Origin of the sequence: Kitasatospora aureofaciens, from assembly GCF_019192735.1 — a bacterium.
In the GTDB taxonomy this organism is placed as follows: domain Bacteria; phylum Actinomycetota; class Actinomycetes; order Streptomycetales; family Streptomycetaceae; genus Kitasatospora; species Kitasatospora aureofaciens_A.
In genome coordinates this window covers 12,538-27,337 of sequence record NZ_JAHTKP010000021.1, presented here as the reverse complement: position 1 = coordinate 27,337, position 14,800 = coordinate 12,538, and the positions used below count along the sequence as shown (strand labels likewise).

Genomic DNA, 14,800 nt, shown 5'->3' with positions numbered 1-14,800 from the left:
TTCGCGCGGCCCGGGGCCGTCCGGATCAGCGGGCCGTCCGGGTCCGGGCATGGCGACGCCGGGCAGCCACGGGGGGAGCCGCCCGGCGTCGGTCCGTCGCTCCGACGGGGGATGCGGAGCGCGTACGCAGTATGTCACGCCGAGACCCTCGGATGGGGAGGTCTTGCATGATTAATCTGAGCTTCTTTTGAGCTTTCCCTGGGTCAAATTGTGGCGGACCGTGATGAACCGGACAGTCAGCTCGGGCTCTGTGAAGAATCGGTGGGAGCGGCCTTTGCCTCTCCTGTACCAGCAGTCCCACCCGCCCCACCCGTACCACCGGGGCCGAGCATCAGCGGGGTGCCGACCGGGATGTCGAAGGTGCTCGGCAGACCCGGCGCCCGCTCCCGGCCGGCGTTGGCGATCAGCACCGCGAAGTAGGGCAGCAGCACGCCGGCCGCCAGCGCGGCGACCGCCAGCCAGCGCTGCACGTCCCACAGCACCACCGCGAGCAGCACGCAGACCGTCCGCAGCAGCATCGAGGCCACATAGCGGCGCTGCCGCCCCCGGACGTCCTCGGTGAGGCCGCTGCGCGCCCCCGTGATCCGGAAGACCTGCCGATCGTCGGCGCTCTTGCCCATGTCCTACCGCCCTCGTCCCCTGCACCCGCGCGCCTGGCCGCGCGGCCAATTCACCGTACGCCGCGGCCCGGCCGGGGACGAGACCGGGGCGCGCGGACACGCGCCGAACGGGTTGCTACGGGCGCCGGGAGAGGTACTGCGGGGGGACGGCGTCGGTGAGCCAGACGCCGTTCTCGCTGATCCGGAACTCGTGCCCGGCCGCCGTCATCGCGGCCGCGTTGACGGTCAGCACGACCGGGCGGCCGTGCCGGGCGCCGACCCGGACCGCCGTCTCGGTGTCCGCCGAGAGGTGGACGTCCTGGCGGGCCATCGGGCGCAGGCCCTCCCGGAAGATCGACGCCAGGTGGCGGTCGGCGGTGCCGTGGTAGAGCACCGGGGGCGGCGCGGTGGCGGCCAGACCGAGGTCGACCGCCACCGTGTGGCCCTGGTTGGCGCGGATCGAGAGACCGTCCGCGGAGTAGCCGAAGCGGCGCTTGTTGTCGGTCGCCACAACGTGGTCCAGCTCGGCCCTGGTCAGCCGGTTGCCCTTGGCCGTGAGCGCGGCGAGGAGCACGTCGGTCCGGACCCAGCCGGACTCGTCGAGGGTGATCCCCACCCGCTCGGGGTCGTGCCGCAGGATGCGCGACAGCATCCTGCTCGTCTTGACCAGCCGCTTCTCGTCCATCATGTCTCTCGTATCCCCCCGTTGGTCAGTGGCTATGAGGCCTGGCTGACCGAACTCATGTTGAAGTCCGCGACACGCACGGGTGGCATCGCGGTGCGGGTGAAGTAGTCGCTCCACTCGCGGGGCAGGCAGCGCTCGGTGCGGCCCGCCTCGGTGATCCGGCCGAGCAGGTCGACCGGGGACTCGTTGAACCGGAAGTTGTTCACCGCGCCGACCACTTCGCCGTTCTCGACCAGGTAGACGCCGTCCCGGGTGAGGCCGGTGAGCAGCAGCGTCGCCGGGTCCACCTCGCGGATGTACCAGAGGCAGGTGAGCAGCAGGCCGCGCTCGGTGCGGGCGATCATCTCGTCCAGGCTCGGCGCGGACTCCTGGTCGGCCGTCTCCAGCACCAGGTTGTCGACGGACGGGCGCAGCGGCAGGCCGGTGAGGCCGGCCGCGTGGCGGCTGGTGATCAGGTCGGTCAGCACGCCCTCGCGGATCCACTCGGTGGCGGTGATCGGCAGGCCGTTGTCGAAGACCGAGACGTCCCCGCCGGTGGAGTGCGCGAGGACGAACGGCGCGGCCTCCAGGCCGGGTTCGCGCGGGTCGGCGCGCAGCGTCAGCGGCAGGCCGCCGAGCTTGTCGCCGACGCGGGTGCCGCCGCCCGGCTTGGAGAAGACGGTACGGCCCTCGTGGGCGTCCCGGCCGCCGGAGGACCAGTGCAGGTAGACCATCAGGTCGGCGACGGCGGAGGGCGGCAGCAGCGTCTCGTACCGGCCGGCCGGCAGGTCCACCTTGCGGGCGCCCCAGCCGAGGCGCTTGGTCAGCTCGGCGTGCAGGGCGGTGACGTCCACGTCGGAGAAGTCCTGGGTGGCGGCGCCGACCCAGGCCGAGCCGGACAGGTCGGTGGTCTTGGCGTTGATCTCGACCATGCCGGTCGGCTGGTCGTGGCGCAGCCGCAGGCCGGTGGAGGTGCCCAGGTAGCTCGTGGTGACCTCGTGCCGGGCGAAGCCGTACAGCAGCTCGCCCTGCGCGGCGGCGCGGGCGAAGGCCTCGCCGAGAGCCGGGCCGAAGGCGTCGAACACCTCGATGGACGTCTCGGCCGGCGGCTGGGTGAAGTGCGGGGAGGACGGCTGGTCGGCCACCAGGGGCTGGGCGTCCTCGGCCGGGCCGGCCGCGCGGGCGGCGTCCTCGGCCGCCCGGACCAGACCCTCCACCTCGTCCGGTGCGACGGCCTCGCGGGAGACCACGCCGGAGGCGGTGCCCTCGGCACCGGCCACGGTGGCGATCACGGTGAGGCGGCGGCCGCGGGTGACGCCGTTGGTGGTCAGGGCGTTGCCTGCCCAGCGCAGGTTGGCGGTGGACTCCTCGTCGGCGATCACCACGCAGCCGTCGGCGCGGGAGAGGCCGAGCGCCAGCTCGACGAGTTCGTGGGGCTGCATCGCGGTCATCAGTGACCCGCCTCCTGCTGGGTGTTGAGCACGTTGACGTTGCGGAACAGCGCCGACGGGCAGCCGTGGCTGACCGCCGCGACCTGACCGGGCTGCGCCTTGCCGCAGTTGAAGGCGCCGCCGAGGACGTAGGTCTGCGGGCCGCCGACCGCCGCCATCGAGCCCCAGAAGTCGGTGGTGGTCGCCTGGTAGGCGAAGTCCTTGACCTGGCCGGCGAGTTGGCCGTTCTTGATGGCGTAGGCGCGCTGGCCGGTGAACTGGAAGTTGTAGCGCTGCATATCGATCGACCAGGAGCGGTCGCCGACGATGTACAGGCCGTTCTCCACCCCGGCGAACAGGCCCTCGGTGTCGGGGCCGCCGGCGGCGGGCTGGAGCGAGACGTTGGCCATGCGCTGCACCGGGACGTGCGCGGGGGAGTCCGCGAAGGCGCAGCCGTTGGAACGGTCGAAGCCCTTCAGCCTGGCCATGCCTCGGTCGAGCTGGTAGCCGGTCAGGATGCCGTCCTTGACCAGGTCCCAGGACTGGGTGGCGACGCCCTCGTCGTCGTAGCCGATGGTCGACAGGCCGTGCTCGGCGGTGCGGTCGCCGGTGACGTGCATCAGCCCGGAGCCGTAACTGAGCGAGCCGAGCTTGTCGAAGGTGGCGAAGGAGGTGCCGGCGTAGGCGGCCTCGTAGCCGAGCGCGCGGTCCAGCTCGGTGGCGTGGCCGATCGACTCGTGGATCGTGAGCCAGAGGTTGGACGGGTCGATGACCAGGTCGTAGCGGCCCGCCTGGACGCTCGGCGCCTTCATCTTCTCGGCCAGCAGGACGGGCAGTTCGGCGAGTTCGGCGTCCCAGTCCCAGCCCGCTCCCCGCAGGCTCTGTCCATCGGGGGACGACCCCCGGACCCCCGAGAGATATTCGAACCCGCGCCCGACCGGCGGGGCCAGGGTGCGCATGGAGTCGAAGGCGCCCGTGCGCTCGTCCACCGAGGTGGCCTCCAGCGACGGGTGCAGCCGGATGCGCTGCTGGGTGGTGACGGTGCCCGCGGTGTCCGCGTAGAACTTGTTCTCCTGGACGGTCAGCAGGCTCGCCTGGACGTGCGAGACGCCCTCGGCGGACAGCAGCCGCGAACTCCAGTCGGCGAGCAGCGCCGTCTTCTCGGCGTCCGGCACGTCGAACGGGTTGACCTCGTACGAGGAGACCCAGGTGGCGTCCCGGTACACCGGCTCGTCCGCCAGCTCGACCCGCTCGGTGGACCCGGCGGCCCGGCTGATCCCGCCGGACAGGCGGGCCACCGCGACGGCCTGCTCGGCGACCCGGGCCGCCGCGTCGGTGGTCAGGTCCACCCCGGCGGCGAAGCCCCAGGCGCCGTCCAGCAGGACCCGGACGGCGAAGCCGAGCTGCACGCTGTCGGAGGTGCCGGCCGGGCGGGCGTCGCGCAGCCGCCAGGCGGCGCTACGGACCCGCTCCAGGCGGAAGTCGGCATGGGTGACGCCGAGTTCACGGGCCCGGGTGAGTGCGGCGTCGGCGAGGGCGCGCAGCGGGAAGGCGAGGAACAGCGGGTCGACGGCGCGGACGGGCGCGGCGCCGGCGCTGTCGGCCGGAGGGATCGGAGGCAAGCGAGCTCCCTGGTCGCGGAGGGTGACGGTGCGGCGCCGCACAGGGGCGCCCGCACCGCATCATTGCCCGTCCACGCACTTTCGGCCAGCGCATTTCGCTTGGTGCGCCGCGGGTCCGGCCGACGCGCCGCGCGCACTGGCCGACGCGCCGTCGGTCGGCGGGTCCGTCAGCCGACGGTCTCCCACCAGCCGCTCAGCTCCGGCGGGTTGTCGACGTCGACCCGCTCGCCGGGGCGCGGCACCGCGAGCGGGACGGCCTGCATCTTGGCCTCGGCGAGCAGCCGCTCGACCGGCTCGGCCCACGGGTGCAGGCCGAGGTTGAAGGTGCACCAGTGCACGGGCACCAGCAGGCCGGCGTTCAGGTCCTTGTGGGCGAGGACGGCGTCCTCGGGGGTCATGTGGATGTCCGCCCAGGCCGCGTCGTAGGCGCCGATCTGGACCAGGGCGGCGTCGAACGGGCCGTGCTGCTCGCCGATCCGGGCGTAGCCCTCGAAGTAGCCGGAGTCGCCGGTGTAGAAGACCTTGCGGGTGGGGCCGGCGATCACCCAGGAGCCCCACAGGGTGGTGTTGCGGGTCAGGCCGCGGCCGGAGAAGTGGTGGGCGGAGGTGAGGGTGAGCACCAGCTCGCCGAGGGTGCAGGTCTCGTCCCAGTCCAGCTCGATGATCCGGTGCTCCGGCACGCCCCAGCGGCGCAGGTGGCCGCCGATGCCGAGCGGCACCGCGAACGGCGCGGACTGGGTGCGGACCAGGCGCTTGACCGTCGCCATGTCGAGGTGGTCGTAGTGGTCGTGCGAGATCAGCACCGCGTCGACCTGCGGCAGCTCCTCCAGCTCCACCGGCACCGGGTGCAGCCGCTTGGGGCCGATGTGCGCGGCGGGGGAGCAGCGGTCGCTCCACATCGGGTCGAGCAGGACCCGGGAGCCCTCGATCTCCACGAGTGCGGAGGCGTGCCCGTACCAGGTGATCTCGACGCCCTCGGTGGCCGGGTACGGGCCGCTCTCCGGCCGGACGGTCGGCACCGGGTGCGCGGGGACGCGGCCGTCGCGCTGGAACAGCATCCGGCGCACGGTGTCGCGGTCGATGTCGGGGGCGGACGTCGACCGGGCCAGGGTGGAGGGCGCGTTGTGGAAGACGCCGTCGCGGTACTGCGGCGAGTTGCGCACCCGCTCCTCGCGCTCGCCGTCCGGCCGCCGACCGAACGCGGCCGGCAGGTCGCGCAGCGACCAGGCGGCGGCGCCCGCGGCGGCAGCCAGGGCGGTCAGGGCCAGCAGTCGTCCGCGTCGGTGGGTGCTCCCGGGCCGTGCCTTGGTCATGCGCTCTGCCTTCGTTCCTCGTCGGGACGGTCTTCGGGGAAGTTCCGGGGTAGAGGGTACGGCCGGCCCCGGCACGGTCCGCACCACGGGGGCAAACGGCCGTAGCGGCCCGGGTGTTCCCGTCCGGGCCCCGCCCGCGACTCCGGGCGCCGTGACCTGGCAGGTCGGGGCACTGATTGTCGGATTGCGACAGTTCCTTCGGTGAGGCGCTGTGGGAGACCGATTCGTCGACACCGCCGACCGACCGATACCGTCACACTGCGTGCGCATCCAGTCGTACGCGCACCCCTACGGAGAGAGGTGGATCGTTGAGCCGCTCGGTTCTCGTCACCGGAGGAAACCGGGGCATCGGCCTCGCGATCGCCCTGGCCTTCGCCGAGGCGGGCGACAAGGTCGCCATCACCAGCCGCTCGGGCGAGGTGCCCGAGGCGCTGGCGAAGTACGACGTCCTCGCGGTGCGCTGCGACATCACCGACACCGCGCAGGTGGACGCCGCCTTCACCGAGATCGAGGCGAAGCACGGCGGGGTCGAGGTGCTGGTCGCCAACGCGGGCATCACCAACGACACCCTGCTGCTGCGCATGTCCGAGGAGGACTTCACCTCCGTCCTGGACACCAACCTGACCGGCACCTTCCGGGTCGTGAAGCGCGCCTGCAAGCTGATGATGCGCGCGCGCAAGGGCCGCGTGGTCCTGATCTCGTCCGTGGTCGGCCTCACCGGCTCGCCGGGCCAGGCCAACTACGCCGCCTCCAAGGCCGGCCTGGTCGGCTTCGCCCGGTCGCTGGCGCGCGAGCTCGGCCCGCGCAACATCACCGTCAACGTGGTCGCCCCCGGCTTCGTCGACACCGACATGACCGCCGTGCTCAGCGACGAGCGCCGCGCGGAGATCGTCTCGGGCGTGCCGCTGGGCCGCTACGCGGCGCCCGCCGAGGTTGCGTCCACCGTGCGGTTCCTCGGTTCGGACGAGGCCGCGTACATCACCGGAGCCGTCATTCCCGTCGACGGCGGATTGGGCATGGGTCACTGATCATGAGTGGAATCCTTGAGGGCAAGCGGATCCTGATCACCGGTGTGCTGATGGAGTCCTCCATCGCCTTCCACACCGCCAAGCTCGCGCAGGAGCAGGGCGCGGAGATCATCCTCACCGCGTTCCCGCGCCCGACCCTGACCGAGCGGATCGCCAAGAAGCTGCCGAAGCCGGTCAAGGTCCTGTCGCTGGACGTCTCCAGCCCGGAGGACCTCGCGGGCATCGCCGACCAGGTCCGCGAGCACCTGCCGACCCTGGACGGCATCGTCCACTCGATCGGCTTCGCCCCGCAGGACGCCCTGGGTGGCAACTTCCTGGACACCCCGTGGGAGTCCGTGGCCACCGCCATGCACGTCTCGGCGTACTCGCTGAAGTCGCTGACCATGGCGCTGCTGCCGCTGATGCAGGACGGCGGCTCGGTGGTCGGCCTGACCTTCGACGCGCAGTTCGCCTGGCCGCAGTACGACTGGATGGGCCCGGCCAAGGCCGCCCTGGAGTCGACCAACCGCTACCTGGCCCGCTACCTGGGCGAGCGGGACATCCGCTGCAACCTGATCTCGGCGGGCCCGCTCGGCTCGATGGCCGCCAAGTCGATCCCGGGCTTCGGCGACCTCGCCGACACCTGGAACCACCGCTCCCCGCTGAAGTGGGACCTGAGCGACCCGGAGCCGACCGGCCGCGGCGTCGTCGCGCTGCTGTCGGACTGGTTCCCGAAGACGACCGGCGAGATCATCCACGTCGACGGCGGTCTGCACGCCATCGGCGCCTGAGCCGCCGACGCCGCTGCCCGGCATCCCCTTCGTGGGGGTGCCGGGCAGCGGCGTTTTCCGGGGCTTACGCCTCCGCGGGGGTGCAGGTGCCGATCGCGCGGCCGGCCTCGACGGAGGCGCGCTGGGCGTCGCCGGCCCGGATGGCGTCGAGGATCGTGTCGTGGCCGACGTAGCGCTCGGCGATCAGCTCGGGGCCGACGTCGTGCCGCAGGTGGGCGCGGGTCACCTCGCCGAGGTCGGCGTAGACGGCGGCGAGCACGTCGTTGTGCGCGGAGGCGACCACGACCTGGTGGAAGGCGGCGTCGGCCTGGATGAAGTCCTCGGCGTCGCCGGAGTGCCAGGCGGCCTCGCGGCGGGCCAGCGCGGCGTCCAGCAGCTCCAGGTCGCGCGGGGTGCGGCGGACGGCGGCCAGCCCTGCGGCGGAGGTCTCGAGGGCCGCCCGCAGCTCGGCCACCTGGGCCTGGTCGGCGTCGGCGAAGCGGCGGTGCATCACGCCGGCCAGCTCGCTGGTGGCGAGGACGTAGGTGCCGGAGCCCTGGCGGATGTCGAGCAGCCCGTTGTGGGCGAGGGCGCGGACGGCCTCGCGGACGGTGTTGCGGGCGACGCCGAGCTGGTCGACCAGTGCGGCCTCGGTCGGGATGCGCGAGCCGACCGGCCACTCGCCGGAGGTGATCTGGGCGCGCAGCTGCGCGATCACCTGGTCGGACAGCGGGGTGCGCCTCGGCGAGGACAGCGCCACGGGGACTCCTTGCGGCTACGGGTCGGCGGTCGGGGGACGGCGGCTCTGGGACGAATGTGGCCGGTGGATGAACGGTCGGCACATCATGTCAATTCCGAGGTGCGTCAATTCATCCCATCATTCTATGATGGTGCCTATGCTTCCCGCAGCAGACACCACCGCCTCCCCACGAACCGAGGCACGGCCGCAGACCGAGCGGCCCTCCGTCACCCCCGCCACCCCCGGTACGGCCGGCCTGTCCGGCAAGTACGGCGTCTGGCTGTTCGCCACCGCGATCGCCGCCGCTGCCTTCAACCTGCGCCCTGTCGTCACCAGCCTCGGGCCGCTGCTCGACCAGGTCCGCGCCGGCCTCGGGATGAACCCGACGCTGGCCGGGCTGCTCACCGCCGTCCCCTCGCTGTGCTTCGGCCTGTTCGGCTTCGCCGCGCCCGCGATGGCCCGGCGGATCGGCCCGATCGCGGTGATCACCGCCGGGATGGGCGCGATCACCGCGGGCGTGCTGGCCCGCTCCTTCGCCGGCGGCACCGCGGTGTTCCTGCTGCTCACCGCGCTCGCGCTGGCCGGGGTGGCGGTTTCCAACGTGCTGATCCCGGTGGTGATCAAGCGCTACTTCCCGTCCCGGGTCGGTCCGATGATCGGCCTGTACTCCATGTCCCTGTCGGCCGGCACCGCCCTGGCCGCCGCCATCACCGTGCCGCTGACCAGCGCGCTCGGCGGCGACTGGCGCTACGGCCTGGGCATCTGGGCCGTGCTCGGCGCGGTGGCGCTGGTGTTCTGGCTGGTGGTCGCGCTGCTCAGGCGCGAGCGCGGCGACCGGGCCGGCGGCCCCGCCGCCGACCGGCTGCCGATCACCCGCAGCCGAACGGCCTGGGCAATGGCCTGCTTCTTCGGCCTCCAGGCCACCGGCGCGTACGTGGTGATGGGCTGGCTGCCGAAGATCTTCCAGGACTCCGGTATCGACAAGGGCACCTCGGGGGTGCTGCTCGCGGTGACCATGGTGATCGGCGTGCCGGTCTCCTTCGTGCTGCCCAACCTGGCCGCCCGGCGCGGCGACCAGCGGCTGTTCGTCGTCGTGCTGGCCTCCTGCGGCATCGCCGGGTACGCCGGCCTCGCGCTCGCCCCGGCCGCGCTGCCGTGGGTCTGGGCCGCCCTGGTCGGCCTCTCCAACTGCGCCTTCCCGCTGGTGCTGACGATGATCGGGCTGCGCGCCCGGACCGCGGGCGGGGTGGCGCAGCTGTCCGCCTTCGCCCAGGGCGTCGGCTACCTGATCTCCATCCCCGGGCCGATCCTGATCGGCCGGATCTACCAGGTGACGGGCGAGTGGTACTGGCCTCTGGGCTTCCTGGCGTTGCTGCTGGTGCCGCAGATGCTGTTCGGCCTGCGGGCCGCGATGGCCCGGCACATCGAGGACGAGGCGGTGCACCCGGCGGCGAAGGCCGGGCCGGAGAAGGTCGCGCCGGAGAAGGGCGCGTAGGAGAAGGCCACCTCGGAGAAGGTCAAGGACTGACCAAGCGCGAGGGGTCGATGGCCGGCGGGTATGTCCGGGATGGGAGAATCCCGGACATGCCCGTTCTCGAACCGAACCCGACCAACGGCCGCAAGCAGCTCGGCCAGATCGCCCTGGCGGTTGCCGGCATCGTGGTGCTGGTGGCGATCATCGCCACCATCGCCGCCTCCATGGGCTGACCCGGTCCCGCTGCTCCTTCCGACTGCCGCTTTCCGACTGCCGCTGTCCACCGGGCGAAGCCCGGGTGAACGGCGCGTGATGACACCCGCCACCCCTGGGAGTGGCGGCAGCCGGGAGCATCGCGCCGCCGAGCGGCTTTTCTGCCAAGCTTGCTGGATATGAGCGCCGACACGCCCCGCAGGATCATCGTTCTCCGTCACGCCAAGGCCGACTGGCCGAACGGCGTCGACGACCACGAGCGGCCGCTGGCCGACCGGGGCCGCCACCAGGCCCCGGGCGCCGGCCGCTGGCTTGCCGATTCCGGCATCAATCCCGACTTCGTGCTCTGCTCCACCGCCCTGCGCGCCCGGGAGACCTGGAAGCTGGCCGTGCACGAGCTGCCCAAGCGGCCCGGGAAGACCGTGTACGAGGACCGGATCTACGAGGCCAGCCCCGGCGAGATCATCGCGGTCCTTCAGGAGACCCCGGAGGAGTACCCGGACGTCGTGCTGGTCGGGCACAACCCCGGCGTGCTGGGCCTGACCCAGGTGCTGGCCGGGGACGCGGGCGACGCGGACGCGCTGGACCGGTTGCGGCTGGGCGGCTTCCCGACCGCGGCGGTCGCGGTGCTCACTTTCGACGGCTCCTGGAAGAACCTCGAGCCGGGCGTGGCCGAGCTGGTCTCGTACCACACGCCCCAGGACTGACGCCTGCACGCGAGGGGCGCGCGGACCAGGTCCGTGCGCCCGTCACGTACGTCCGCAGGCTCTCGGTCGACCCTATTCGGTCGTGCTGCCGTCCAGGACGTCCGCCGCCTCGACCTCCTCGCGGGTGATGCCCAGCAGGTACAGCACGGTGTCCAGGAACGGCACGTTCACCGCGGTGTCGGCGGCCTCGCGCACCACCGGCTTGGCGTTGAACGCCACCCCGAGCCCGGCCGCGTTCAGCATGTCCAGGTCGTTGGCGCCGTCGCCGATCGCCACCGTCTGCTCCAGCGGCACCTTGGCCTGCTCGGCGAACCGGGCCAGCCAGCGGGCCTTGCCCGCACGGTCCACGATCTCGCCGACCACCCGGCCGGTGAACTTGCCGTCCACCACCTCCAGGGTGTTCGCCGCCGCGAAGTCCAGCCCCAGCTGCTCCACCAGGTGGTCGGTGACCTGGGTGAACCCGCCCGACACCACCGCCACCTGGAAACCCAGCCGCTGCAGCGTACGGATCAGGGTGCGCGCCCCCGGCGTGAAGCGGACCTCCGCGCGCACCTTCTCGGTCACCGAGGCGTCCAGGCCGGCCAGCAGCGCCACCCGGGCGCGCAGCGACTCGGCGAAGTCCAGCTCGCCGCGCATCGCGGCCGCCGTCACCTCGGCGACCTTCTCCTCGCAGCCCGCGTGGGCCGCGAACAGCTCGATCACCTCGTCCTGGATGAGCGTGGAGTCCACGTCCATCACCACCAGGCGCTTGGCCCGGCGCTCCAGCCCGGCCGCCACCACCGCGACGTCCACCCGCTGGGTGGCCGCCTCCTGGGCCAGCTCGGCCCGCAGCTCCTCGGTGGCCACACCCGAGACGGCCAGCTCGACCGCCGTCACCGGGTACTTGGCGAGCCGGAACACGCGGTCGATGTTGCCGCCCGCGGCGGTGATCCGGGAGGTCAGCGCGGAGACCGCGGCGGCGGTCAGCGGGTGGCCCAGCACGGTGACGTGCGAACGGCCCTCGCGGCGCGGCCGGTTGTCGCCGATGCCGGAGATGATCTCGGCCTGGAGCTTCTGCTCCTCCGCCCAGCGGTGCACGGTGGACCGCAGCCCGCCTTCGGCGCCGGGCGCGGTGGGCGGGGTGACCAGGGCGCACAGCGTGATCCGGCCCCGGGTCACGACCTGCTCGATGTCGATCACGTCGACGCCGAAGCCGGCCAGGGTGGCGAAGAGGCCGGCGGTGATGCCGGGGCGGTCCTTGCCGAACACCTTGACGAGCAGGGTGCGCTCGTCCTCGGTCCGGGGCTGCGAGGCGGGAAGAGGCTCAGCGGCCAAGGGCGATGCGTTCATGGTGCCTCCCACGCTACCCGTCGGGCGGCGGCCGCACGGCACCCGTCCACCCCGCGGACGCGGGCGGAGGGTGCCCCGACGGTGTGTGCGAGAACCCGTCGACGTGCAGGTGAGGGGGAGGTGGCGTGGCGGTGCGGCGAACCCCGGGCCACGGGGGTGTCGGCGAATCGTTGCCGCCTGGTCACAGTCCCCAGGGGCGACTTTCGTCAGCGGTCGGCGGGCTGGAATGATTCCCCCCGTCAGTTTCAGGAACCCCCGGCTGGGGGCCACAATCGGGGGACCGAGAGAGCGGGGCAGGCGAGCAGTGCCGCAACTCGTCATTGAGATCAACGGACAGCAGCGGACTCTGGAGCCGGGGCGGTCCTACACCATCGGGCGCAACCCGCAGTCGGACTTCCCGTTCGAGGACGCGCGGGTCTCCTGGCACCACGGGACCATGTCCTTCAACGGGACCGGCTGGCAGCTGGACGACCACGGGAGCACCAACGGCACCTACGTCGCCGGTGCCCGCACCCAGCAGGCCCAGCTGTTCCCGGGCGCCGTCGTCAACCTCGGCAACGCGGAGAACGGCCCCAGGCTCGGCTTCTCCGCGCCCGTCCAGGCCGCCGCCCCGCAGGCGCAGGCGCCTGCCTGGCACGAGGCCGCCACCAGCCGCAGCGCTACCCCGGGGCCGCCGCCGGACCTGCAGCAGGGCTGGGATCCGTTCCAGCACCAGTCGCAGCAGCAGAGCTGGGCCGGCCAGCCGGGCATCCCGCAGCAACAGGGCGGCTACCCGCAGGACTTCGCGCCGCAGCCGAACTTCCCGCAGCAGCAGGGCTTCACGCCGCCCCCGCAGCCGACGATGATCCGCAGCCTGGCCGAGATGACGCGCACGCTGCGCATCGGCCGTGCGCTCGACAACGACATCGTCGTCTCGGACCTCCAGGTCTCCCGCCACCACGCCGAGCTGCGCCAGCTGCCGGACGGCCGCTGGGAGATCGTCGACCTCGGCAGCCACAACGGCATCTTCCTCAACGGCCAGCGGGTCCAGCGTCAGCTGATGGGCGCGCAGGACCGGCTGGTGGTCGGCCACTCCACGTTCACCCTGGTCGGCGACCAGCTGCAGGAGTTCGTCGACACCGGCGCGGTCTCCTTCTCCGCCCGCCACCTGACCGTCGAGGTCGAGCACAAGGGCGCCAAGAAGGTCCTGCTCAACGACGTCAGCTTCAGCGTGCCGGAGAAGTCCCTGGTCGCCGTCATCGGCCCGTCCGGCTCCGGCAAGTCGACCCTGCTGCGCGCCCTCACCGGCTACCGTCCGGCCGACCGCGGCGAGGTCCTCTACGACGGCCGCAACCTCTACAAGCAGTTCGCCGAACTCCGCTCGCGCATCGGCCTGGTGCCGCAGTCCGAGATCCTTCACAAGGAACTCACCGTCCGCACCGGCCTCAAGTACGCGGCCCGGCTGCGCTTCCCCGGCGACACCGAGGCCCGCGAGCGCGAGGCCCGGATCGACGAGGTGCTGTACGAGCTGCGCCTCGACAAGCGCGCCGAGAACCGCATCACCGCCCTCTCCGGCGGTCAGCAGAAGCGCGTCTCGGTCGCCCTGGAACTGCTCACCAAGCCGTCGCTGATCTTCCTCGACGAGCCCACCTCGGGCCTCGACCCGGGCATGGACCGCGAGGTCATGCAGATGCTGCGCGGCCTCGCCGACGACGGCCGCACCATCCTGGTCGTCACCCACTCGGTGGCCGAACTCGCGATCTGCGACCGGCTGCTGGTGATGGCGCCGGGCGGCTCGGTGGCCTACTTCGGCCCGCCGGACGAGGCGCTGCACTTCTTCGGGTACGAGACCTGGGCGGACGTCTTCCAGGCCTTCGAGAACTACCCGGACCACGACTGGGCCGGCCGCTACCGCGGCTCGGTGCACTACCAGCAGTACTCCGCCGCCGCCGTGGAGGGCGGCGACGTGCAGCACGCCCAGGTCGCGCAGGAGGCGATCAAGCCGCCGAAGCCGCAGAGCTGGGGCTCGCAGCTGTGGACGCTGATCCGCCGCTACCTGTCCGTCATCGCCTCCGACAAGGGCTTCCTGGCGCTGTCGGTGCTCCTGCCCGCCGTCATCGGCGCGGTGAGCGTCCTGGTGCCGAACGAACCAGGGCTCGCACCGAACCCCAAGTCGCAACTGGGGCTCAACACCGGGGCCGCGACGATCATCATGCTCATGGCGATCGGCGCCTGCTTCTCCGGCGCGGCCAACTCCGTCCGCGAGTTGATCAAGGAACGGGCGATCTACGAGCGAGAACGGGCCACCGGCCTCTCCCGCTCGGCGTACATGATGTCCAAGGTCATCGTGCTGGGCTTCTTCAGCGTGATCCAGGGCGCGGTCATCTCCGCCGTCGGCTTCCTGCCGCGCAAGCTCCCCGAGCACGGCGGCCTGCTGGTGAAGAACCTGCCGGTCATCGAGATGACCATCGGCATGATCCTGCTGAGCTTCGCCGCGATGATGTTCGGCCTGATGATCTCCGCGCTGGTCAAGACCACCGAGAAGACCATGCCGCTGCTGGTCATGTTCGCGATCGTCCAGGTCGTCTTCACCGGCTGCCTCTTCCAGATCTTCAGCAAGCCCGGCCTGGAGCAGCTCGCCTGGCTGATGCCCGCCCGCTGGGGCACCGGCATGGTGGCCACCACGCTCGACCTGTCGCACCTCTTGGGCCCCTGGAACAAGGACTTCCAGCACCCGAACTACGACCCGCTGTGGAAGCACAGCGTCGCCCAGTGGTCGATCAACGCGGGGGCGCTGATCGTGATGGCGATCATCATCGGCGTCATCGTGACGCGGCTCCAGCGCCGGCACGAGCCGGAGGTCATGCAGAAGGGCTGAGGCCCTCGACCGTCCGTCCCAGGGGCGGCTCTCCCGTGCGGGAGAGCCGCCCTTCGGCGTTGTCGGCCGGGCCCGG

General features: G+C 72.1%; 13 protein-coding genes. 6 read left to right on the top strand and 7 right to left on the bottom strand.

Annotated elements, in window-relative coordinates; all coding sequences use genetic code 11:
• Nucleotides 1-236: 236 nt before the first annotated feature.
• The 5 genes from KV557_RS21210 to KV557_RS21190 form a co-directional block, all read right to left on the bottom strand.
• The gene (locus tag KV557_RS21210) at nt 237-620 is read right to left on the bottom strand and encodes a DUF3099 domain-containing protein (protein ID WP_218202551.1); all 384 of its coding nucleotides are present in this window, start codon (nt 618-620) and stop codon (nt 237-239) included.
• Between the two features lie 115 nt (nt 621-735).
• Nucleotides 736-1,284, bottom strand: coding sequence for an RNA 2'-phosphotransferase (locus KV557_RS21205; RefSeq protein WP_218202708.1), 549 nt, complete (start codon nt 1,282-1,284; stop codon nt 736-738).
• A gap of 32 nt (nt 1,285-1,316) precedes the next feature.
• Nucleotides 1,317-2,714 carry a metallopeptidase TldD-related protein gene (locus KV557_RS21200; RefSeq protein WP_218202550.1) on the bottom strand — a complete coding sequence of 466 codons (1,398 nt, stop codon included), beginning with the start codon at nt 2,712-2,714 and terminating at the stop codon, nt 1,317-1,319.
• Nucleotides 2,714-4,315: a TldD/PmbA family protein gene (locus KV557_RS21195; protein WP_256177732.1), complete on the bottom strand. Its 1,602-nt coding sequence runs from the start codon at nt 4,313-4,315 to the stop codon at nt 2,714-2,716. The genes KV557_RS21200 and KV557_RS21195 overlap by 1 nt, the downstream gene beginning before the upstream one ends.
• A 167-nt stretch (nt 4,316-4,482) precedes the next feature.
• Complete coding sequence (locus tag KV557_RS21190) at nt 4,483-5,628, bottom strand: MBL fold metallo-hydrolase (RefSeq protein ID WP_218202548.1); 1,146 nt, start codon at nt 5,626-5,628, stop codon at nt 4,483-4,485.
• 308 nt (nt 5,629-5,936) lie between these two features.
• On the opposite strand from KV557_RS21190, the gene fabG reads away from it, so the two are divergent.
• Both fabG and fabI read left to right on the top strand, forming a co-directional pair.
• The gene (gene fabG, locus KV557_RS21185; protein ID WP_218202546.1) at nt 5,937-6,656 is read left to right on the top strand and encodes a 3-oxoacyl-[acyl-carrier-protein] reductase; all 720 of its coding nucleotides are present in this window, start codon (nt 5,937-5,939) and stop codon (nt 6,654-6,656) included.
• A 2-nt stretch (nt 6,657-6,658) separates the two neighbouring features.
• Nucleotides 6,659-7,426: an enoyl-ACP reductase FabI gene (gene fabI, locus KV557_RS21180; protein ID WP_218202544.1), complete on the top strand. Its 768-nt coding sequence runs from the start codon at nt 6,659-6,661 to the stop codon at nt 7,424-7,426.
• 64 nt (nt 7,427-7,490) lie between these two features.
• Here the strand turns inward: fabI and KV557_RS21175 are convergent, their stop codons facing one another.
• Nucleotides 7,491-8,165, bottom strand: a complete 675-nt coding sequence (locus KV557_RS21175) for a FadR/GntR family transcriptional regulator (protein WP_218202541.1) — start codon at nt 8,163-8,165, stop codon at nt 7,491-7,493.
• 127 nt (nt 8,166-8,292) lie between these two features.
• Here KV557_RS21175 and KV557_RS21170 point away from each other — a divergent pair, with 127 nt between their 5' ends.
• The 3 genes from KV557_RS21170 to KV557_RS21165 all read left to right on the top strand — a co-directional run bounded on the left by KV557_RS21170 (nt 8,293) and on the right by KV557_RS21165 (nt 10,538).
• Complete coding sequence (locus KV557_RS21170; RefSeq protein WP_374106657.1) at nt 8,293-9,639, top strand: CynX/NimT family MFS transporter; 1,347 nt, start codon at nt 8,293-8,295, stop codon at nt 9,637-9,639.
• Nucleotides 9,640-9,728: 89 nt separating this feature from the next.
• The gene (locus KV557_RS42825) at nt 9,729-9,851 is read left to right on the top strand and encodes an SGM_5486 family transporter-associated protein (protein ID WP_256177730.1); all 123 of its coding nucleotides are present in this window, start codon (nt 9,729-9,731) and stop codon (nt 9,849-9,851) included.
• 159 nt (nt 9,852-10,010) lie between these two features.
• A complete protein-coding gene (locus tag KV557_RS21165; protein WP_218202538.1) occupies nt 10,011-10,538 on the top strand; it encodes a SixA phosphatase family protein in 528 nt (175 codons plus the stop codon).
• 72 nt (nt 10,539-10,610) lie between these two features.
• Here KV557_RS21165 and serB read toward each other — a convergent pair whose 3' ends face one another.
• Entirely contained in the window at nt 10,611-11,867 is a 1,257-nt protein-coding gene (gene serB / locus KV557_RS21160) for a phosphoserine phosphatase SerB (protein ID WP_218202536.1), read from the bottom strand.
• Nucleotides 11,868-12,171: 304 nt separating this feature from the next.
• On the opposite strand from serB, the gene KV557_RS21155 reads away from it, so the two are divergent.
• A complete protein-coding gene (locus KV557_RS21155) occupies nt 12,172-14,724 on the top strand; it encodes an FHA domain-containing protein (RefSeq protein ID WP_218202533.1) in 2,553 nt (850 codons plus the stop codon).
• Nucleotides 14,725-14,800: the final 76 nt, after the last annotated feature.

Coding starts and splice junctions, on each gene's coding strand:
- KV557_RS21200 (WP_218202550.1), bottom strand. CDS start 2,714: ATGACCGCGATGCAGCCCCACGAACTCGTCGAGCTGGCGCTCGGCCTC.
- serB (WP_218202536.1), bottom strand. CDS start 11,867: ATGAACGCATCGCCCTTGGCCGCTGAGCCTCTTCCCGCCTCGCAGCCC.
- KV557_RS21205 (WP_218202708.1), bottom strand. CDS start 1,284: ATGGACGAGAAGCGGCTGGTCAAGACGAGCAGGATGCTGTCGCGCATC.
- KV557_RS42825 (WP_256177730.1), top strand. CDS start 9,729: ATGCCCGTTCTCGAACCGAACCCGACCAACGGCCGCAAGCAGCTCGGC.
- fabI (WP_218202544.1), top strand. CDS start 6,659: ATGAGTGGAATCCTTGAGGGCAAGCGGATCCTGATCACCGGTGTGCTG.
- KV557_RS21170 (WP_374106657.1), top strand. CDS start 8,293: ATGGTGCCTATGCTTCCCGCAGCAGACACCACCGCCTCCCCACGAACC.
- KV557_RS21165 (WP_218202538.1), top strand. CDS start 10,011: ATGAGCGCCGACACGCCCCGCAGGATCATCGTTCTCCGTCACGCCAAG.
- KV557_RS21210 (WP_218202551.1), bottom strand. CDS start 620: ATGGGCAAGAGCGCCGACGATCGGCAGGTCTTCCGGATCACGGGGGCG.
- KV557_RS21190 (WP_218202548.1), bottom strand. CDS start 5,628: ATGACCAAGGCACGGCCCGGGAGCACCCACCGACGCGGACGACTGCTG.